Raw genomic sequence first — 20,021 nt, forward strand, 5'->3', positions numbered from 1 at the left:
CCGGTTCCGATGACGGGCGGGGGCATCCCTTCGGGGGTGTCCCCGCCCGCGTGTGCGCGGCCTCGGGGCGCCCGTCCCGGGGTTGCCGGCCCGGCGCGGGGTGTGGTTAGGGTGTCCGCGTGACCCATCCACAGGACCCCCAGCAGCCCGGTGGCCCCGTCCCGCCCGGCCAGTTCCCACCCCAGGTCCAGCAGGGCCCGCACGGTCAGCCGTACGGTCCCCAGGGGCAGCCGTACACCCCCCAGGGCCCGTACGGTCAGCCGGGTCAGTACGGCCAGCGGCCTGGACAGCCCGGACAGCCCGGTCAGTACGGCCCGGCGCCGGGCCAGTACCCCCAGCCCCAGCCGCGGAAGGAGGGCCGTGGCCTCGTCATCGGCCTGGTGGCGGGCGCCGGGGCCCTGGTGGTCCTACTCGCCGCCGGGGCGGGCGCCGTCCTGTGGGCGGTGAACTCCGGGGACGGTGCGTCCCCCGGTGGCGGGACGGCCGATCTGGACGCGGTCGTCGAGTACCCGAATCTGCCCGCCGACCACGTGGACGTGACGGGGACCGTCGACTACGAGATGTTCCCGCCCGCCGGCGGTCGGCACTACGCCTTCTGGCAGAACTGCGGCGTCTACTCCGAGCCGATCCGGGACGAGACGGCCGTGCACTCCCTGGAGCACGGCGCCGTGTGGGTGACCTACGACCCCGTCGCCGTCGACGGCGACGGGGTGGCCACCCTGGAGAGCCACTACACCACGGGTGACTATCTCCTCGTCAGCCCGCTGGCGGGTTTGCCCGCGCCGGTCGTGGCCTCCGCGTGGGGCGCGCAGATCCTTCTCGACGGCCCCGACGACCCGCGACTGGCCGCCTTCGTCCGCCAGTACGAGCAGAGCCCGGACGCGCCCGAACCGGGTGCACCGTGCAGCGGTGGCGTCAGCGAGACCGCCGAGGAATTCTCGGCCGCGGCGAGCGAGGACGGCTACTCCCCGGCGGAGACGGACGACTGACGGGCGCGTCCGTCCGGCGATCAGCCGGGCAGCGCGTAGCGTCCGTCGTCCAGGGGGTCCACGAGGCCGTCCGCGACCAGAGCGTCGAGGGCGCGTTCGCGCTGGACGCCGTCGTCCCACACCGCGTCCAGGGCGTCCTTGGACACCGGGTCAGCGGAGTCGCGCAGCACGGCCAGCAGCCGACCGCGCACCTGTCGGTCGGTGCCCGCGTAGGTCTGCCCCCGGCGCGGCGGGCCGTCGTGCGCGGGCTTGCCCGCCAGCCGCCAGGCGCACTGGCGGGCGATCGGGCAGTCGACGCACGTGGGGGTCCGCGCGGTGCACACGAGCGCGCCCAGCTCCATCACGGCCACGCCCCAGCGGGCCGCCACGGAGGGGAGGTCCGGCAGCAGCGACTCGGCGAGCGCGGTCTCCGCCTTCGTCTGGGTTTTCGGCGGGTACTGGACCCCGGTTTCGGCCCTGGCGAGGACACGTCGAACGTTCGTGTCCAGAATGGCGTGCCGCTGTCCGAAGGCGAAGCTGGCCACGGCCGCCGCGGTGTAGGCGCCGACGCCGGGGAGCGCGAGCAGTGTCGCGTGGTCGTCCGGTACCCGCCCCTCGTGCCGCTCGGTGATCGCCACCGCGCACGCGTGCAGGCGCAGCGCTCGGCGGGGGTAGCCGAGCCGGTTCCACATGCGCACGGCCTCGCCGGAGGGCTCCCCGGCCAGGTCAGCGGGGGTGGGCCAGCGCTCCATCCACGCCTGCCAGGCGGGCAGCACGCGCACGACGGGCGTCTGCTGGAGCATGATCTCGCTGACCAGGATCGACCAGGGGGTGGCGTCCGGGGCACGCCAGGGAAGGTCGCGGGCGTTGGCCTCGTACCACGCCAGAACCGCTGTGCTGTAAGGGTTATCGCTCATCTTTTACGGGGTATCGGCGGGTTGGGTAGGTGAGTGGCACGCGAAACCGCAATACTACGGCCCATGGCGTCAAGTACCGGACATCCAGGAGCCGTCAGCCGCGAGACCTACTGGAAGCGGCGTGCACTCGTGTTGGCGGGGGTCATGCTCGTGCTCACGCTGATCGCGTTCGCCTGCCGCCCCTTCGACGGGGACGACTCCGATCCGGTCCGGTCGGAGGCGGGTGTGGCGGACGACGACCCCTCCGCCAGTGTCCCACCCGAGACGCCCTCCCCGACCGCGAACGGTGAACCCGGGGACGAGGCGTCCGAGGGGGACGCCGAGGACGGTGCGGACACCGACGGCGCCGCCGAGGGCGGGGGCGGTGGGGCCGCCGGGGGATCCGGTGAGGACGCCGAGGCCGTCGCCGCGCCCCAGAGCCCGGAGGACGCCTGCCGCCCGGAGGACGTCGTCGTGACCTTCGAGCTGGCCGACGAGGACCGCGAGGTCTACGGGAGCGGCGCCGAGCCGGAGTTCCGGGTCACCGTGGTCAACACCGCGAACCAGACCTGCACCGTGGACGTGGGCCCCGAGGCGATGGAGATCCGCATCCACTCCGGTGACGACCGCGTCTTCTCCACGGGCGACTGCGTCGAGGGTGAGGCCGCCGACGAGCGCCAGCTCCGCCGGGGCGTGCCGTTCGAGAGCACGTTCGGCTGGGATCGGCAGCGGTCCTTCACCGACTGCCGTGACGCCACCTCGGCGCGCCCGGGTTGGTACCGCGCGAACCTGCGGGGCGACTACGCGGGTGACACCGACGAGATCGTCTTCCAGCTGCGTTAGCGACACCGATCGGGGCTCGGCCGGGATCGTCCGGTCGGGCCCTTCCCCGTGTCCGACGACGGGGCGTGCTCGCCGAGGGCACGCCACGCGGAGTCGCGGAGGGAGTCAGCACGCTGTGTTATGAAGCTGTTACTGTAGGTGTCGTCAAGCGATTCCGCAGTCATCTGGAGTAGTCGTGAAGCTTGTCGGGACCGTCCTGTCGGGTATCGCCGTTTCCGTCTTCGCACTGTCGATGGCGGCTCCGGCGCAGGCGGCGGAGGATGAGAGGCGCGAGTTCTACCGCCTCTCGATCGAGAAGAAGCACTCGGGCAAGAAGCAGCACAAGTTCCTGTTCTGCGACCCGCCCGGTGGCAACCACCCGCACGCGGAGGAGGCCTGTGACCTCATCTACGCGTTCGGCTCCATCAAGAAGATCGACCTGGCCGACAGCGCCTGCCCGCTGATCTGGGACCCGGTCGTCGCGCGCTCCGAGGGCTCTGAGCACTTCAAGAAGATCTTCCCGAACAAGTGCGTCCTGCTCGACGTCAAGGGCGAGGTCTTCGACTTCTCGGACGGCAAGAAGGACCGGGGAACCGCCGGGATGGTCGAGGGCGGCGGCATGATCGAGGGTCCCGGCATGACCGAGGGCCGCGATATGGAGGGGGTCGGCCACCCCAGCTTCCACGGCGGTCTGCACGGCCACCACGGTCTGCACGGTCACGGTGACCACGACAGCAAGAAGCCGAAGAAGCCGAAGGGCCACGACGGCCACAACGGCTACTACTACGACGACAACGGCCACAAGATCTACTGGTAGGCCACCGCGTCCCGTTCGGGGTAGGAGTGTCCTAAGGGACTGGTGTGACGGCACGGCGGCCCCGCCCCGTGCCGTCACATTCGGCCGACTGGAGGCCACCATGAGACTCGTCGCGATCGCCCGGGCCGCCTTCGTCGCAGCCGCGACCGTCCTCGCCACCACCGCGCCCGCCGTTCCGGCGCCGCCCATCGTTCCCAGCGCGCCCGCCGATCCGGCGAGCCCGCCCGACCCCGCCGCGTGGGGGGCCGGGGGCCGGGCCGTCTACCGGTTGATCGTGGTCGACGGCGTGGGGTTCGGGAACGAGTCGGTGCGGGAGGTCTCGCTCCTGTGCGCTTCCCAGGGCAGCGGAGGCACCCACCCGCGTGCCGCCGCGGCCTGTTCCGCCATCGCCAGGGCGGGTTCGATAGCGGCGGTTCCGGCCGACCCGGCCGCCGTCTGCACGCTGGAGTACCGCCCGGTGGCCGCGACCGCCATGGGCGCCGAGGCCTTCCAGGAGACCTACGGCAACGGCTGCCTGCTGCGGGCGGCCAAGCGCGCGGTCTTCGACTTCTAGGGCGTGTGCCGTGGCACTCGACTCATGCGCGCTTGGAGCGCCGCGCCACCCAGGCCAGCGCCTCGCTGAGCTCCTCCACCTCGTGCGTGCGGATGCCGGGCACGGGGTCCCCGCTGTGCTTGGGCACGACCGCCTCGGTGAACCCCAGGCGCCGCGCCTCCGCGATCCTGCGCTGGACGCCGTTCACGGCCCGGATGTCCCCGGCCAGGCCCACCTCGCCGATCGCGATGAACCCGCGCGGCAGGGCCACGTCGTTGTTGGAACTGCCCGCCGCCATCGCCAGGGCCAGGTCCACCGCGGGCTCGCCCAGCCGCACGCCGCCCACCGTGGACGCGTACACGTCCATGTTGGCCAGTCGCATGCCCGTGCGCTTCTCCAGGACCGCCAGGATCATGTTCACCCGTGACGTGTCCAGCCCGGACGTGGCCCGGCGCGGCGCGGGCAGCGGGGTGGGCGCGACCAGTGCCTGCACCTCCGTGATGAGCGGCCGCCGTCCTTCCAGGGTGACCGTCACGCACGTGCCGGGGACCGGGTCGGTGCGCTCGGTGAGGAAGAGGCCGCTGGGGTCGGGGAGTCCGACGATGCCGGTCTCGGTCAGCTCGAAGCACCCGATCTCGTCGGTGGGCCCGTAGCGGTTCTTGACCGCGCGCAGCAGGCGCAGCTGGGAGTGGCGCTCGCCCTCGAAGTGCAGCACGACGTCCACCAGGTGCTCCAGCAGGCGGGGTCCGGCGATGGAGCCGTCCTTGGTGACGTGGCCGACCAGGACGGTCGCGATCCCGCGCTCCTTGGCGATCTGGATCAGCGCGCCGGTCACCTGGCGGACCTGGGTGACGCCGCCGGGCACCCCCGCCACGTCGGGGGAGACCATGGTCTGCACCGAGTCCACGATGAGCAGTCGGGGGGCGACCTCCTCGACATGGCTGGCCAGGGAGGCGATCGAGGTCTCCGCGGCCAGGTACAGCTTGTCGGACAGCGCGCCGAGCCGCTCGGCGCGCAGCCGCACCTGACCGGCGGACTCCTCACCGGTCACGTACAGCACGGGGCCCTGGGCGGCCCGCATCGCCGCGACCTCCAGCAGCAGCGTCGACTTGCCGACGCCCGGTTCGCCCGCGAGCAGGACGACCCCGCCGGGGACGGCGCCGCCGCCGAGGACCCGGTCGAGCTCGTCGACCCCGGTGGGCACGGCCTCGGCGGTCTCGACGCTGATCTCGGTGATCGGCCGGGCCCGGGAGGTCACGGGCGCGGGCGCGACCGCCGTCGGGGCCGGGGCGCCCGCCTCCTCCACCGTGCCCCAGGCGTGGCACTCGCCGCACCGGCCCACCCACTTGAGGGTGCTCCACCCGCACTCGGTGCACCGGAACGTCGTCTTCGCTGCTTTGGCCATGTCCGTCACGCTAACGCCTCCCTGGGACACCCCGGGCGGGACAGATCAGCGGCACATCGGGACAGATGAAAGTTACCTACGGGTTAGTCAACGTCGTTCGTAGGTTGTGTTACAGAATGCGTAGGGTCCCAAGCTTCCTGACCCCCGCTCCTGGAGAGGAACCCGCGTGCCCCGCACCGACGCCAGCACGACCGTGTCCGCTTCCCGGCCCCACCGCCCCCGACGAACCCCGCTCCTCGCCCTTCCGCTCGCCGCCGCCCTGTGCCTGGCCGCGGCCCCCGCCTCCGCCGAGACCGCGGAGGCCGCCTCCTTCGACCACTACGTCGCCCTGGGGGACTCGTTCACCTCGGGGCCGCTCATCCCCCCGTACGCCCCGGGCTCCGACCCGCGTTGCCTCCGCTCGTCCAGCAACTACGCCCGACTCGCCGCCGACGCGCTGGGCGTCGCCGAGTTCACCGACGCCAGCTGCTCCGGCGCGGTCATCCGGGACCTGCGCGAGCCCCAGCACACCGACCTGACCGACGTCCCGCCGCAGTTCGACGCGCTCACCCCCGAGACCGACCTGGTGACGGTCGGGATCGGCGGCAACGACCTGGGGTTCACCGACATCCTCATGCAGTGCGCCAAGCGGAGCCTGCGCAACCCGTTCGGGAGCCCGTGCGCCGACCACTACGGCGACGAGCTCGACCAGCGGATCGAGGACCTGCGCGACGACGTGTCGGGCGTCTACACCGAGATCGCCGAGCGCAGCCCGGGGGCGACCGTCGTCGGCGTCGGGTACCTCCAGATCCTGCCCGAGCGCAGGGGATGCTGGCCCGAGGCGCCCATCGCCCGGGGCGACGTCGCCTACCTGGACGGCGTCCAGACCTCCCTCAACCAGATGATCGCGGAGGAGTCGCGGGCGGCGGGCGCGGTCTTCGTCGACGTCCTCGAACGCGGTCACGACGTCTGCCAGTCCTCGTCCCGGCGCTGGGTCGAGGGGCTGGTCCCGGAGAACACCGCGGCTCCCGTGCACCCGAACGAGGCGGGCATGGAGGCCGTCGCCGAGCGGCTCCTGGCCGGCGTGGGCGTCCAGTCCTGATCACTGTCACCGACCGTGTCAGGAGTGATGGAGGTTTCGTATCCATCGACTGAAATGCGCCATTTACGTGCGAGATTTTACCGTCGTCGCACGGAGAGTTGATCACCGAGGGTGATTCGCTCCCGCACGAAAGCGACGAAGGGTGATCCGTTGGGATGGAACGCCCCGGGGCCGACCCGGCACGGGGCACGCACATCCGAACGGGGAACCCCATGACCCACTCCCGACACCACGAGCAAATCCCGGCCTGCCGTCCGGTCCATCCCGGGCGGCAGGCCGTTTCCGTGCGGACCGTCGTGCGGACGCTCCGCGTCACCGTCGCGACCGTGTCCCTGCTCGCCGCGGCGCTGGCCCCGGCACCGGCCCTCGCCCACGCGGCCCCGGCGCCCGCCGGGGGGACCGCCGACCGCGTCCACCAGGCACTTCCCTGGTCGGCCGTGGAGACGGCGATCCGCGCCGCCGAGTCGAAGAAGGGCGCGCCCTACGCCTGGGGCGGAACCGGGCCGAACACCTTCGACTGCTCCGGCCTCGTCCAGTGGTCCTTCCGCCAGGCGGGGGTCGCACTGCCCCGCATCGCCCGCGACCAGGCGGCGGCCGGAACCCGCATCCCCTACTCCCGCGCCCGGCGCGGTGATCTCGTCTACTGGACCCACGGCGGCGGTGACGTCTACCACGTCGGCATCTACCTCGGCGGGGGCCGCATGATCGACGCCCCGGAGAGCGGCGACCACGTGCGCGAGCGCGACGTGATGGCCGAAGCGGGAGCCGTACGGCTGTGACCCTGCCCAAGGGCGGCGCGCACGCCGCCCGCCAGGCCTGATCGACCCGGACCCGGCACCCGTGTCCCTGGTGCCTCTTCCTCGTACTCCTTCGCTCCTTCCCGACGCGGCACGCCGCGTTCACCGGAGCGGAACCCGTGGAAGGGGGCGGAGCGCATAGTCTGGGTCTCGTGAGCCCTATCCAGGTCCCAGACGCGCCCGTCGTCCTCTCGTCGGCGTCGGTCTACCCGGAGAAGACCCCGGCCGCCTTCGAGATCGCCGCGAAGCTGGGGTACGACGGCGTGGAGGTGCTCGTCTCCTCCGACCCCGCCAGCCAGGACATCGACCTGCTGCGGCGCCTCTCGGACTACCACCAGATGCCCGTCACCGCCGTCCACTCCCCCTGCCTGGTCCTCACCCAGCGCGTGTGGGGCCGCGACCCCTGGGGCAAGCTCGTCCGGTCCAAGGAGATGGCCGAGGCCCTGGGCGCGAAGGCCATCGTCGTGCACCCGGCCTTCCGCTGGCAGCGCGACTACGCCCGTGAGTTCGAGACCGGCGTCGCGCGCATGCAGGACGAGACCGACGTCGTCTTCGCCGTGGAGAACATGTACCCGGTGCGCGTGCGCGACCGCGAGGTCGTGCCCTACGCGCCGAGCTGGAACCCGCTCGACCGGGACTACCCCGACGTCACACTCGACCTGTCGCACACCGCCATGTCCGGCTCCGACGCCATGGACATGGCCAAGCGGCTCGGCGACCGCCTCTCGCACGTCCACGTCGCCGACGGATTCGGCGGCCAGAACCTCGACGAACACCTCATCCCCGGCCGGGGACGCCAGCCCGTCGCCGAACTCCTGGAGTACCTGGCGGCCGACGGCTACGAGGGCCAGCTCGTCCTGGAGGTGAGCACCCGCAAGTCGCCCGACCGCACGTCCCGCATGCGCGAACTGGCCGAGGCGCTCGCCTTCACGCGCCTGCACTTCGCCAAGCCCACCGCCGACGCCGGAACCCAGCCGCACGACCGGCGTGAACGCATCGCCCTGCTGCGCCGCAGGCCGCCCGCGCCGCCCCGCCACTTCTCCGTCGATCCGCAGGGAACCGTCGACGACCAGGACGGCGACCAGGGCACGGAGGGTCCCGACCGCCGCTGACCGTCCACGGTGTGAGACGTCCCGTCCGCACCGGAGCCCCCGTGCCGTTAGCGTGGAGGAGACCCGCGGAGAGGAACCTTCATGATCGCGATCATCGGTGCAGGGAAGATGGGCGAGGCGCTCCTCGCCGGGATGTTGGCCAGGGGCCACGCGCCGGAGGACGTCCTGGTCACGGAGCCGCGGGTGGAGCACGCCGACGAGCTCCGCCGGCGGTACGGGGTCGAGGTGGTGCCCGCCGAGGAGGCCGCCAAGCGGGCCGACACGCTGCTGCTGGCCCTCAAGCCGCAGGACATGGTGGCGCTGCTGGACGACCTGTCCGCCCACCTGGCCCCGGACCGCCTCGTCATCTCGGTGGCCGCCGGGCTCACCACCTCCGTGATGGAGAGCCACCTGCCGGTCGGGGTGCCCGTGGTGCGGGCGATGCCGAACACCCCCGCGCTCATGGGGCGCGGCATGACCGCCATCTCGGGCGGGGCCAACACCGGGCCCGAGCACCTGGACCGCGCCGAGGAGCTGCTGGGCGCCGTCGGCGAGGTGATCCGTGTGGGCGAGCAGCACATGGACACGGTGACCGCCATCTCCGGGAGCGGGCCGGCCTACTTCTACTTCATCGCCGAGACGATGGTCGAGGCGGGTGTGGCGATGGGCATGCCGCGTGCCACCGCGCAGAAGCTCGTCGAGCAGACCATGACCGGCGCCGCCGCCATGCTCACGGACTCCGGCGAGCACCCCGTCGTGCTGCGGGAGGCGGTGACCTCACCGGGCGGGACCACCGCGGCCGCCCTGCGTGAGCTGGAGCGCCACGGTGTGCGCACCGCCTTCACCGACGCGATCGAGGCCGCCCGCGACCGCAGCCGGGCGTTGTCCGGGAGCTGATCCGCGGACGGGCCGCGCTCGGGCGGGCCCGAGCGGGCCTGGGGCGGGGGGCGGGATTGGCCGGGATCGGCCGCTGACCACGGGGTGGGACGTCCTCAGACACGGATAGTGTGCGAGGAAGGGGACATCGCTCCCCATCTCGGTCCCGTGTGTGCGGGACATCCCATCCCCTCCCGACCCCAGGGCCCCCATGAGTTCTCCACCCCCGTTCGACCCGTCCCAGCAGCCCCCGGGCCAGCCCCAGCCCGGTCAGCCCCCGCAGCAGCCGCAGTCGGGACCCCAACAGCCCCCGCGGCAACAGCCTTCCGGTCCCCAGCAGCCACAGCCGCCTCAGTTCGGACCGCAGCAGCCGCCCGGCGGCGCTCCCCCGCCCCCTCCGGTCGGGCCGCCCTCCGGACCCCAGTTCAGCTCGCCGCCGCCCGGCGCCTTCGGTGCCCCCATGGGCACGCCGCCCGGTGCGATGCCTCCCGGAGGAATGCCCCCCGGCGGCATGCCCCCGGGCGGGATGCCTCCCGGGCAGTTCGGACCCCCGCCGCCCCGGCCGCCGCGACTGGGGCTCTTCGCCTCGCCCTCGGGCGTGCGCGCCGCGCTGCTCAACCTCTCCGGACTGGGCGCGGGGTACGTGTTCCTGCGCCAGTGGCCGTTCTTCGGGATCGCGCTCGCGGTCACCGTGGGCCTCCTGGTCGGCGCCGCGTTCCACGGCGCCGCGGACCACCTGCTGATCTGGGCGCCCGTCCTGCTGGTGTGGTTCCTCGCCGCGGCCACGCACGGTCTGTTCGCCGGTCGGGTCCGCGACGAGCGCACCACGGCCGCCGGGGAGCAGCCCGCGAAGAAGCTCGCCCCCGTGCTCACGGCCGCCGCCCTGGTGGTCGCCGTCCTGGCGGGCCTGGCCGGTGTGTGGCAGGCGGGCGAGTGGCGGCTGCGCGTCGCCGACGCCACGCACGCGCGCGGTGACTGCGACGCGGCCGTCGACGACTACGAGCAGATCGAGGCCGGTTTCCAGCTGTCCATGTCCCCGTCCCTGATGGACCGCGCGCGGGCCGGCGCCGACGCCTGCCGCCTGCTCGCCGAGGCCCAGGACCAGGTGTCCGACGAGGAGTACGACGAGGCGCTGGACACCTACGGCAGCTACTTCGCCCACCCGGCCTCCCGCTGGGAGGACACCGACGGCGAGGTGGCCGACACCTACCTCTCCTACGCGGGGAGCATCGCGAACGAGACCGCCGAGGCCTACACCGGCGAGGTCACCGACGAGATCCGCGACGGCTTCCAGCGGGCGCACGAGATCTACGGCGTCATCCCCGGCGACTACGCGGGGACCGAGGCCGCCGGACGGGTGCCCGACGCCATGGTCGAGCTGTACGACCTCGGCACGTCCGAGTACGCGGCGGAGCGCTGGTGCGCGGCGTTCCGGCAGATCGAGGTCTTCGCCGACCTCGACTGGTCCGCCGCCCCCGCGGTCACCGAGCGGATCGACGCCGAGGCTCCCGACGCGGCCCGCCAGTGCGGATGGGCCGAGGTCGAGGACGGTTCGGCCGACACCGCCGAGGAGATGACCGACTTCCTCACCGCGGAGTACCCGGACCACGAGGCCGACGACGTCGAGGACCTGGTCCGCTTCGTGGGCGCCGCGCGCATCGAGCAGGAGATGGACATCCTGACCGTCTACGGGGACTCCGACTTCGACGCGCGGCCCACTGGCAGCACGGACGGCGACCGGGTCGTCATGGAGGTCACCAACGACAGTCCGTTCGACATGCGGTTCCTCTACGTGGGGCCGGACGGCGTCCACGACGAGGTCGTCACGCCCGCGTGCGAGGACTGCGGCGAGTACACGTCGCCGCCGTCGGGCAACTCGTGCTTCGAGCGCGGCGGAGAGGTCATGCGCGTCGAGTTCGAGCCGGGGGAGTACCGGATGCTGCTCGTCTCCGACTCGGGCCGCTCCATCCCCCTGCACGGCACGCTGAACCTCAGCGGCGGTGACCGGTACGAGACCTGCCTCTACGTGATGCGCGAGGAGTAGTGACGCGTCGGCGGCCCGGGCCGGACCCAGCGTCCGACTCGGGCCGTTCCGCGTCCGGGCCGACTGGTCCGGACCGACCCCGCGGTTCGGTCCGCCGTCCCCGGTGCGTACTGTGTGCAGTGGAGCACGCGCACCTGGAACGGGGGTCACGGCATGGGAGGGCGCACGTCCTGTTCGCTTCGGCTGGCGTGGGACGACGGACTCACCGCCTACGACTTCGGACCGCAGCACCCGATGGCGCCGGTCCGCGTCGAGCTGACCATGGCGCTCAGCCGTGAGCTGGGGGTCCTGGACGCCCCCGGGGTCGGTCTCCTGGACGTGGAACCCGCCTCCGACGAGCTGCTGTCCCTGGTGCACGAGCCCGCCTACATCCAGGCGGTGAAGCGGGCCGGGAAGACACTGGAGCCCGACGACGCCCACATGCTCGGCACCGCCGACAACCCGGTCTTCCCCGACATGCACGACGCCGCCGCGCTCATCTCCGGGGCCTCGGTCGCCGCCGCCAAGGCCGTGTGGAACGGCGAGACCGCGCACGCCGCCAACATCGCGGGCGGCCTGCACCACGCCATGCGCGGCCACGCCTGGGGCTTTTGCGTCTACAACGACCCGGCGCTGGCCATCGCGTGGATGCTGGAGCAGGGCGCCAAGCGGATCGCCTACGTGGACGTCGACGTCCACCACGGCGACGGGGTGCAGCGGGCCTTCTACGACGACCCCCGCGTGCTCACCATCAGCCTCCACGAGTCGCCGACCACGCTCTTCCCCGGCACGGGGCAGGCCTTCGAGACGGGCGGCCCGGGCGCCGAGGGGTACGCGGTCAACGTCGCCCTCCCGGCGGGGACCGGGGACTCCGGGTGGCACCGGGCCTTCGACGCGGTCGTGCCGCCGCTGCTGCACGAGTTCCAGCCCGAGATCCTCGTCACCCAGCAGGGGTGCGACACCCACGCCCTGGACCCGCTCGCCAATCTCACCCTGAGCCTCGACGGGCAGCGCCGCGCCTACACCGAGCTGCACAAGCTCGCGCAGAAGACGGCGGGCGGCCGGTGGCTGCTGTTCGGCGGCGGCGGGTACGGCCTGGTGCACGTCGTCCCGCGCGCGTGGACCCACCTGTTGGCCGAGGCCGCCGGCGCGCCGGTCGACCCCGAGACCGAGACCCCGCAGGCGTGGCGCGACTTCGTGCGGCTGCGCACGGGCGAACAGGCCCCGCTGTACATGACCGACGGGCGCGAGGTGGATTTCGCCCGGTTCGAGGAGGGGTACGACCCCGGAGACCCGGTGGACCGGGCGATCCACGCGACCCGTACCGCGGTTTTCCCCAGCCACGGAATCGACCCCAGCCTCTGACGGCGCCCTTCGGGAGTTTCCCCGCGAGTCCGTACGTGTGTGCGCACACGGCCGAAATCGGCAGGATTGGGCGTGGCGTGCGTTCAGTGGGTAGGAAGAGGTTGAATACCGGGCGAACGGGAGCAGGCGTCGTGGTGGCCGCACAGCGTGGCGCACGCTCGCCGCGCATTCGAGGAAGGGGAACGCCGGTGACGCCGCCGACACGCGCTGAACTCGTCACGTATCTGGTCCGCAAGGGGATCGCGGGACATGTCGACACCCCTCGCCAGAACAATCTTCGGCACTATCGGCGGCTCGTGGACGGCGACCCCTACCACCGGTTCGGTCTGACCTTCTCCCACGACTGGACATTCCCCGAGGTGCTCGCGCTCATGAGCAAACGGTGCGGCGTGGTCGCCGACGAGGAGTACACCTGGGGGATCGACACCATCGACCCCGACCTCACGGTCGACGCCCTGGAGGGGGTCGCCGACCGCCTCGCCCTGGCCGCCGAGCGGCGCGAGTCGGTCATGTTCGCCACCGGGCACCCCCTCAAACTCCGGGCGATGTACGCCGCCTGGAAGGGCGCCCTCGCCGCGCGGGGGTGCCCCGTCGTGACCGCGGCCGAGGGTTACAGCTACGAGGTGCCCGCGGAACGCCCCCCGAGCCGCCGAACCGTGGTCTGGAGGGACGATGTCGCCATCGTCACGGACGGCCACCACCCCCGTCACAGCCATCACCCCTTCGCCATGCGTGCCATCCTCGGCGACCTCTCGAACCGCGGTGAGGCGTGGCCGCAGTTGGTCATCGCCGACCACGGTTTCGCGGGTGCGGCGGGTGAGGCCGGGGTGCCCGCGATGGGCTTCGCCGACAGTAACGACCCCGCTCTGTTCCTCGGTGAACACGAGGGAAAACTGCTGGTCACCGTGCCTTTGGACGACGGATATCCGCCCGAGGACTACGCGCCCCTGCGTGATTACGTCCTCGCCCGGGCGGGACTCGTGTGATCGGGGTCGACCATTTATACCCAGCGCTAAACCTCTTGGGGCGGGCTGGAGAGGCGGTGCGGAGAAGAGGGGACCAACGCCCTTTCGCTCGGGCGAACTCCGTTCTACTCTGAAAACGGACGTGTCAGTAGTGACGGTATGACACACCGGCGTGGCGGTGGGACGGGCGCATTCCGGGGTCGCCCCTCCGTGGGCTTCCACGCCGGGCCGAACGGTAGCCAATGCTCACGTCCGGGAATGAGGGCGTCGGAAGATGAACGGGAGCAAGCCGCCTCTCGACGAGGTCAGGTTTTTGACCGTGGCGGAGGTCGCCACGATCATGCGCGTGTCCAAGATGACCGTTTACCGAATGGTGCACTCGGGGGTTCTCCCCGCGATTCGCGTGGGACGTTCCTACCGGGTCCCCGAGCGTGCCGTGCACGACTATCTCCGCGAGGCCTTCGTCGAGGCCGGCTGACGCGCGGAGCGGCCGACCGGGGCGGGGCCGTGTGCCCGGCCCCCGGTCTGCTGACCATCCCGGGGGCGGGTGTGTCCTCCACCACCGGCCCCCTCGGGATCCCCCTTCCCCCTGCGCTGGGCGAACACCGGTACCGCCGGGCCGCCGAGGTGGGGTGCCGGGCAGCTACTACACTTTGTCGTTGTCGTAGTCCGCCCTGCTCAGCCCCATTCGCGAGGATCCTCGATGCCCAGTGCCAGAGTCGGTGCGCGGCCCCGTGCGCCGCGCTTCGCGGCGTTCCCCGTCGCCGCCGCGCTCGTCCTGTCCGGCTGCGCCGGCGGGACCGAGATCCAGAGCAACGAGGACCAGCGCTTCATCTCCGGCGACGGCAGCGCGACCGTGTTCGAGGCGGCGGAGCGGCTGGAGGCGCCCGAGGTCTCCGGCACCACGCTGGACGGCGAGGACGTCGCGCTCAGCGACTACGAGGGCGGCATCCTCGTCCTCAACGTGTGGGCCAGCTGGTGCGGCCCCTGCCGGGCGGAGCAGCCCGTCCTCGACGAGGTGCACACCGAGTACGCCGACCTGGGCGTGGACTTCCTCGGCGTCAACATGAAGGACGACGACACCGCCGCGAGCGCCTACGTCGCCGCCCAGGAGATCCCCTACCCCAGCGTCTACGACCAGCCGGGCGAGATCCCGCAGGCCTTCCGCGACACCGTCCCGCCCCGGGCGATCCCCTCCACCATCGTCATCGATCCGGACGGCCGAATCGCGGCCCGCGTCATCGGCCCCACCACCTACGGACAGCTCACCGACCTGCTCGACCCGATCGTGGTCGAGTTCGGCCTCGGCGATCCCGAGCAGCGGCCGCGCGTCGCCGAACAGGAGGCGGAGGAGGCGCGGGAGTCCGCCGAGGCCTCCCCCGACGCCTCCGCCGAGGAGGCCGAGCCCACCGGTGAGCCCACCGAGGGCGCGGACGGCGCGGCCGACGAGGGCACCGACTGATGGAGTCGATCGGCGCCACCGTCCTCAGCGGATCACTGCTCCTGGCCGCGCCCCTGGCGATGGCCGCCGGACTCGTGTCCTTCCTCTCCCCGTGCGTCCTCCCCCTGGTCCCGGGCTACCTCTCCTACGTCACCGGCATGGGCGGCGCCGCCGTACGCGAGCGCCGGGCCGCGTCCGGGGGCGGAACGGCCACGGCCACCGATATCGACACCGAGCTGGCCTCGCGCCGCTGGACCATGGTCGCGGGCAGCGCCCTGTTCATCGCCGGGTTCACTCTGGTCTTCGTGGCGGTCGGCGGGTTCGTCGGTTGGCTGGGCGACGTCCTGCTCGACCACACCGACACCATCACCCGGGTCCTGGGCGCGCTCACCGTCGTGCTCGGCCTGGCCTTCATGGGCGTCCTGCCCGGATTCGGCCGCGAGTTCCGGTTCCACCGGCTGCCGCGGGCGGGCCTGGCCGGGGCGCCGCTGCTCGGCGTGCTGTTCGGGCTCGGGTGGACCCCGTGCATCGGGCCGACCCTGGCCGCCGTGCAGTCCCTGGCCTTCGTCGAGGGCGGCGCCGGGCGCGGCATGCTCCTGTCCCTCCTGTACTGCGTCGGCCTGGGCCTGCCGTTCCTCCTGGCCGCACTCCTCTACCGCAAGGCGCTGGGCGCGTTCGCCTGGCTCAAACGCCACACCCGGGCGGTCACCGTGATCGGCGGTGTCATGCTCGTCCTGGTCGGCCTCGCCATGGTGACCGGCCTGTGGACCGAGCTGACCACCGTCATGCAGGGCTGGACCGCCGGATTCCAGACGGTGATCTGATGACGACGACCGAGACCGGAACACCCGCCGCCGAGGGGGAGACCGCCGCGCCGCGGCCGAAGGGGATCGGCGTCCTCGGATGGCTGCGCTGGACCTGGCGGACCCTGACCTCGATGCGCACCGCGCTGATCCTGCTGTTCCTGCTGGCGGTCGGCGCCATCCCGGGGTCGGTCCTGCCGCAGAACGTGGTCAGCGTGGATGAGGTCAACACCTACTTCAGGGAGCACCCCGACCTGGCCCCGTGGCTGGACCGGTTCGCCCTCTTCGACGTCTTCTCCTCGCCCTGGTACGCGGCGATCTACCTGCTGCTGTTCGTCTCCCTGGCGGGCTGCGTCCTCCCGCGCGCCGTGGCGCACGCCCGCGCGCTGCGCGCCCGTCCGGTGCGCACCCCGCGCAACCTCGACCGCATGCCGTACGCGGCGCGCTTCACGACCGACGCGAGCCCGGAGACCGCGCTGGAGCAGGCCCGGCGGATCCTGCGGGGGTACCGGGTCGAGCGGTACGGCGACTCGCTCTCCAGCGAGACCGGCTACCTGCGCGAGGCCGGGAACGTGCTGTTCCACCTAGCGCTGCTCGGGCTCCTGGCGGCCCTGGCCGCGGGCGCGTTCTTCGGCTACCGGGGCAACATGCTCATCGTCGAGGGGGACGGCTTCGCCAACACGCTGCCCTCCTACGACGCCATCTACCCGGGGCACTGGACCGACACCGACGACCTCCAGCCGTTCACGCTCCGCCTCGACGACTTCGAGGCGACCTTCATCGAGGAGGGGGGTCTGCGCGGGCAGGCCTCGTCCTACGTCGCCGACATGACCTACCGGGAGTCGCCCGACGCCGAGGAGGGGCGGCACCGGCTGGAGGTCAACCACCCGCTGACCGTCGACGGGGTGCAGCTCTACCTGCTCGGGCACGGGTACGCGCCGGAGTTCGTCGTCCGCGACGCCGACGGCGAGGTGGTCTTCGACCAGGCGGTGCCGTTCCTGTTCCGCGAGACCGCCACCTTCACCTCCGACGGTGTCCTCAAGGTGCCCGACACCGGCGGGGAGCAGCTGGGCTTCGTCGGCGTCTTCCTGCCCACGGCGCAGGAGACCGCCGACGGGGAGATGGTCTCGACCTTCCCCGGCGCGCGGAATCCGCGGGTCACCCTGGAGGGGTACCGGGGCGACCTGGGGCTGCTCGACCCGCAGTCGGTGTACCAGCTGCGCACGGAGGGCATGGAGGAGCTCGGCTCCTCGCCCGTGATGGAGGTCGGCGACACCTGGGAGCTGCCGGACGGCGCCGGGTCCGTCACCTTCACCGGCGTCCGGGAGTACGTCAGCCTCCAGACCAACCGCGACGGGGCCCGGCCCTTCGCCCTCGGGTCCGCCGTCGCGGCCGTCGGGGGACTGCTCATCACCCTGTTCGTCCGTCCGCGCCGCGTGTGGGTGCGCGCGACGAAGGGGGAGGACGGCCGGACCACGGTCGAGCTGGCCGGGCTCGGCAAGACCGAGGTGGCGGGGGACAACGCCGAGTTCCACGAACTCACCACCAGGCTCGCCGACCGGCTCCGCCAGGGATCCGACTCAGCGGACCGACACGACAGACCATCCGACCCAGTCGACGAACGGAGTGAGCGGTGACGATTGCCGCACTGTCGAACGAGGCGATGGCGTCCGCCAGCGACACGCTGATCATCGGAATGATCCTCGCGTACGCGGCGGCGCTGTTCCTCTTCGCGATCGAGGCCGCCTACGGGCGCCGCACCAAGCTGAAGGCCGGCCGGCTCATGCCGGTGGGCGCGGGAGCCACGGCGGACCCCGACGCCGCCGACGACGGCATCGAGGTCCGGGTCCGCACGAGTGAGGGCGAGGCGCGGGCCTCCCAGAGCGTGCTCGGCCGGATCGCCCTCGCGGTGACGTCGCTGGGCTTCCTGCTCAGCGTCGCCCAGGTGGTCACGCGCGGTCTGGCCGCGGACCGGTGGCCGTGGGGCAACATGTTCGAGTTCATCGTCGCCCTGTGCCTGGTCGCCGTCGCGGGCCTGCTGTTCGCGTCCTTCCGCTACCAGGCGCGGTACCTCGGCGCGTTCGTCCTGGTCCCGGTGCTGGTGCTGCTGGGGATCGGCGTGCGCTGGCTGTACGTGGACCCGGGGCCGCTCATCCCGGCGCTCGACTCGTACTGGGTGCCGATCCACATCACCGCGCTGATCATCTCCGGCGGCGCGTTCATGGTCTCCGGTGTCGCGGCGATCGTGTACCTGGTGTCGCACTGGGCCGAGGGCAGGCGGGCGCGGGGCGAGGAGGTCGCCGGGATCGCCGGGCGCCTGCCCACCTCGGAGATGCTCGACCGGCTGTCGCACCGCTTCGTCCTGTTCGCGTTCCCGCTGTGGACGTTCGGCATCATCGCGGGCGCGATCTGGGCCGACGAGGCGTGGGGCCGGTTCTGGGGGTGGGACCCCAAGGAGGTGTGGTCGTTCATCTCCTGGGTGATCTACGCCGCCTACCTGCACGCCCGGGCCACCGGCGGCTGGCGCGGCCGGAAGGCGACCTGGATCAACCTGGTGGGCTTCGCGGCCATCATGTTCAACTTCTTCGCCGTGAACTACCTGTTCAGCGGACTGCACTCCTACGCCTGAGGGGCCCGCGCCCGCGCGTTCGGGTCCCGGGACGACGGTGGGGCCGCACCCCCTCGCGGGTGCGGCCCCACCGTCGTGTGATCGCGCGGTCGGTCATTCGTCCGGGTCGATGCGGCGGTCGAGCCGTCGCAGGAACTCGGGGTCGTCGTCGGGCCCGAGCGGGTGCGGGCCGCTGGAGGGCTTGGTGAAGTCGGACGGGTCGAGATCGTCCGCGGTCGACCCGGCCTGGGCCGGAGAGGGCGTGCCGCCGGACGCCGGGGCCGACTGGCGAGGTCGCCCCAGGAAGAGCCACAGGATCGCGCCGACGGGCATGAACACCGCGATGACGACCAACCACAGGAACTTCGGCAGGTTGCGCACATCCTGGACTGACGTGGTGAGCGCGTCGCAGAACGCGTACACCCACAGAACGATCGTCGCGAGAGTGATCAGGCCACCGAGCCATACCATGCTTCCAGCCTACTCTTGCTGTCGACTCCTCACAGCTGGGACACCGGACACGGGTTCGGGGGAGGCCGTACGGGGGTGCTGCGGACCGTGGAGCTGAGCGGCGCGGCCCCGCGTCGGAAGGGCTCCCTCAGTGTGAGCTCTCGGCCGGTTCCCCGGACAGGAGCGCGCGTACCTCGGACTCCCGGAAGCGGCGGTGACCGCCCGGGGTGCGGATGCTGCTGATCCGCCCGGAGGCGGCCCAGCGAGTGACGGTCTTGGGATCAACCCGGAAGAGTGAGGCCACTTCCCCGGGGGTCAACAGGCGTTCGCTAGCTCGTTCCACCTTCACATTCCCCCAATCGTGCCCGCCTCGGCTGCGGGGGCGGCGGGCGTTTGATCCCCTAGTGTGCACGAGTTGGTCCGTTTCCTCCCTAGTTTTCGGAGAAATTGCGTTGTTGGGGGGAGGAGTACGGGATATGTGACCGGAACGTGATGTTCGGACCTTGCTGTCGGGATTGAAACATCCCATGACCGTCCAGACCCATGGCTGGACCGTCCCGGCCACCCCCTGAGAGACGACACACGCCGCCCTGGTGCGGGCCTCCCGGTGCACGCCCTTAACCTTGAGGTCAGGGCTTCTGGGGCGTCTCACCCGGCCAGCGCGCGCACGGGCGGAACGGCCGCCCGGAACGCTCCCGGCCCGTCGGGGGTCGGACGCAAACGCGCGCTGATGGGTGTTGCGACCAATCTAGTCCAGGTAATCGTCTGTTGTGAGGCTTTTCCATGCGTAGCTGGCTGACCTATACCGCTGCCCGCCTCGGGTTGTTCGCGGCGGCCTTCGGAGTCGTCTATCTGTTCGGCGCCAGATCGTGGATCGCACTGGTCCTCGCCTGGCTCGTCAGCGGCCTCGTCTCCTACGTCCTGCTGTCGAGGCTGCGCGACCAGATGTCCGCCGCCACGATCGAGCGCCTGAACGAGCGCCGCGACCCCGGGGTGGGCGACCGCCTCTCGGCCGGGGCCTCGCGCGAGGACGGGGACCAGACCCGCGCGTCGGCCGGGGACGCCTGAGTCCTCCCCGGCC

Annotated in this window: 20 protein-coding genes and 1 pseudogene; 17 read left to right on the forward strand and 4 right to left on the reverse strand. The window is 72.0% G+C overall.

Going from position 1 to position 20,021, the window contains the following annotated elements:
• Window positions 1-119 precede the first annotated feature (119 nt).
• Window positions 120-989 carry a DUF3105 domain-containing protein gene (locus AB0I72_RS09500; RefSeq protein ID WP_358564848.1) on the forward strand — a complete coding sequence of 290 codons (870 nt, stop codon included), beginning with the start codon at window positions 120-122 and terminating at the stop codon, window positions 987-989.
• 20 nt (window positions 990-1,009) lie between these two features.
• Here the strand turns inward: AB0I72_RS09500 and AB0I72_RS09505 are convergent, their stop codons facing one another.
• On the reverse strand, window positions 1,010-1,885 hold the full coding sequence (locus AB0I72_RS09505) for an A/G-specific adenine glycosylase (RefSeq protein WP_358564850.1): 876 nt from the start codon (window positions 1,883-1,885) through the stop codon (window positions 1,010-1,012).
• Window positions 1,886-2,029: 144 nt separating this feature from the next.
• Between AB0I72_RS09505 and AB0I72_RS09510 the strand changes: the two genes are divergently transcribed.
• From AB0I72_RS09510 to AB0I72_RS09520, 3 genes are all read left to right on the forward strand, one after another.
• On the forward strand, window positions 2,030-2,707 hold the full coding sequence (locus AB0I72_RS09510) for a hypothetical protein (protein ID WP_358565607.1): 678 nt from the start codon (window positions 2,030-2,032) through the stop codon (window positions 2,705-2,707).
• A gap of 175 nt (window positions 2,708-2,882) precedes the next feature.
• Window positions 2,883-3,503, forward strand: a complete 621-nt coding sequence (locus AB0I72_RS09515; RefSeq protein WP_358564852.1) for an SSI family serine proteinase inhibitor — start codon at window positions 2,883-2,885, stop codon at window positions 3,501-3,503.
• A 100-nt stretch (window positions 3,504-3,603) separates the two neighbouring features.
• Window positions 3,604-4,056, forward strand: coding sequence for an SSI family serine proteinase inhibitor (locus AB0I72_RS09520; protein ID WP_358564854.1), 453 nt, complete (start codon window positions 3,604-3,606; stop codon window positions 4,054-4,056).
• Between the two features lie 22 nt (window positions 4,057-4,078).
• Here the strand turns inward: AB0I72_RS09520 and radA are convergent, their stop codons facing one another.
• Window positions 4,079-5,440, reverse strand: coding sequence for a DNA repair protein RadA (gene radA, locus AB0I72_RS09525; protein WP_358564856.1), 1,362 nt, complete (start codon window positions 5,438-5,440; stop codon window positions 4,079-4,081).
• 259 nt (window positions 5,441-5,699) lie between these two features.
• Between radA and AB0I72_RS09530 the strand changes: the two genes are divergently transcribed.
• The 12 genes and pseudogenes from AB0I72_RS09530 to ccsB all read left to right on the forward strand — a co-directional run bounded on the left by AB0I72_RS09530 (window position 5,700) and on the right by ccsB (window position 18,511).
• Entirely contained in the window at window positions 5,700-6,521 is an 822-nt protein-coding gene (locus AB0I72_RS09530; protein WP_358565610.1) for an SGNH/GDSL hydrolase family protein, read from the forward strand.
• A gap of 212 nt (window positions 6,522-6,733) precedes the next feature.
• On the forward strand, window positions 6,734-7,300 hold the full coding sequence (locus AB0I72_RS09535) for a C40 family peptidase (RefSeq protein WP_358564858.1): 567 nt from the start codon (window positions 6,734-6,736) through the stop codon (window positions 7,298-7,300).
• A 170-nt stretch (window positions 7,301-7,470) separates the two neighbouring features.
• Window positions 7,471-8,430, forward strand: coding sequence for a sugar phosphate isomerase/epimerase (locus tag AB0I72_RS09540; protein WP_358564861.1), 960 nt, complete (start codon window positions 7,471-7,473; stop codon window positions 8,428-8,430).
• A 78-nt stretch (window positions 8,431-8,508) separates the two neighbouring features.
• Window positions 8,509-9,306 (forward strand): annotated as a pseudogene (gene proC, locus AB0I72_RS09545) (pyrroline-5-carboxylate reductase); the annotation flags it as partial.
• Window positions 9,307-9,811: 505 nt separating this feature from the next.
• Complete coding sequence (locus tag AB0I72_RS09550; protein ID WP_358565613.1) at window positions 9,812-11,329, forward strand: DUF1109 domain-containing protein; 1,518 nt, start codon at window positions 9,812-9,814, stop codon at window positions 11,327-11,329.
• A 183-nt stretch (window positions 11,330-11,512) separates the two neighbouring features.
• Window positions 11,513-12,673 carry an acetoin utilization protein AcuC gene (locus tag AB0I72_RS09555; RefSeq protein ID WP_358565615.1) on the forward strand — a complete coding sequence of 387 codons (1,161 nt, stop codon included), beginning with the start codon at window positions 11,513-11,515 and terminating at the stop codon, window positions 12,671-12,673.
• A 188-nt stretch (window positions 12,674-12,861) separates the two neighbouring features.
• The gene (locus tag AB0I72_RS09560) at window positions 12,862-13,659 is read left to right on the forward strand and encodes a phosphatase (RefSeq protein WP_358564864.1); all 798 of its coding nucleotides are present in this window, start codon (window positions 12,862-12,864) and stop codon (window positions 13,657-13,659) included.
• A 253-nt stretch (window positions 13,660-13,912) separates the two neighbouring features.
• Window positions 13,913-14,116 carry a helix-turn-helix domain-containing protein gene (locus AB0I72_RS09565; protein ID WP_017601078.1) on the forward strand — a complete coding sequence of 68 codons (204 nt, stop codon included), beginning with the start codon at window positions 13,913-13,915 and terminating at the stop codon, window positions 14,114-14,116.
• Between the two features lie 225 nt (window positions 14,117-14,341).
• On the forward strand, window positions 14,342-15,100 hold the full coding sequence (locus AB0I72_RS09570) for a TlpA disulfide reductase family protein (RefSeq protein ID WP_358564868.1): 759 nt from the start codon (window positions 14,342-14,344) through the stop codon (window positions 15,098-15,100).
• On the forward strand, window positions 15,100-15,903 hold the full coding sequence (locus AB0I72_RS09575) for a cytochrome c biogenesis protein CcdA (protein WP_358564871.1): 804 nt from the start codon (window positions 15,100-15,102) through the stop codon (window positions 15,901-15,903). Before AB0I72_RS09570 ends, AB0I72_RS09575 begins: the two co-directional genes overlap by 1 nt.
• Window positions 15,903-17,519 (forward strand): cytochrome c biogenesis protein ResB, encoded by a 1,617-nt coding sequence (locus AB0I72_RS09580; RefSeq protein ID WP_358564874.1) that lies wholly within the window; start codon window positions 15,903-15,905, stop codon window positions 17,517-17,519. Before AB0I72_RS09575 ends, AB0I72_RS09580 begins: the two co-directional genes overlap by 1 nt.
• A gap of 26 nt (window positions 17,520-17,545) precedes the next feature.
• On the forward strand, window positions 17,546-18,511 hold the full coding sequence (gene ccsB / locus AB0I72_RS09585) for a c-type cytochrome biogenesis protein CcsB (protein ID WP_358565617.1): 966 nt from the start codon (window positions 17,546-17,548) through the stop codon (window positions 18,509-18,511).
• Window positions 18,512-18,604: 93 nt separating this feature from the next.
• On the opposite strand, the gene AB0I72_RS09590 is transcribed toward ccsB, so the two are convergent.
• Together AB0I72_RS09590 and AB0I72_RS09595 are read right to left on the reverse strand one after the other, a co-directional pair.
• The gene (locus tag AB0I72_RS09590) at window positions 18,605-18,961 is read right to left on the reverse strand and encodes a PLD nuclease N-terminal domain-containing protein (RefSeq protein WP_358564877.1); all 357 of its coding nucleotides are present in this window, start codon (window positions 18,959-18,961) and stop codon (window positions 18,605-18,607) included.
• Between the two features lie 127 nt (window positions 18,962-19,088).
• Entirely contained in the window at window positions 19,089-19,289 is a 201-nt protein-coding gene (locus AB0I72_RS09595) for a BldC family transcriptional regulator (protein ID WP_358564879.1), read from the reverse strand.
• A gap of 434 nt (window positions 19,290-19,723) precedes the next feature.
• Between AB0I72_RS09595 and AB0I72_RS09600 the strand changes: the two genes are divergently transcribed.
• Window positions 19,724-20,008, forward strand: coding sequence for a DUF4229 domain-containing protein (locus AB0I72_RS09600; protein WP_358564882.1), 285 nt, complete (start codon window positions 19,724-19,726; stop codon window positions 20,006-20,008).
• The last annotated feature ends 13 nt before the right edge of the window (window positions 20,009-20,021 follow it).

This window comes from Nocardiopsis sp. NPDC049922 (assembly GCF_040660275.1).
GTDB lineage: Bacteria > Actinomycetota > Actinomycetes > Streptosporangiales > Streptosporangiaceae > Nocardiopsis.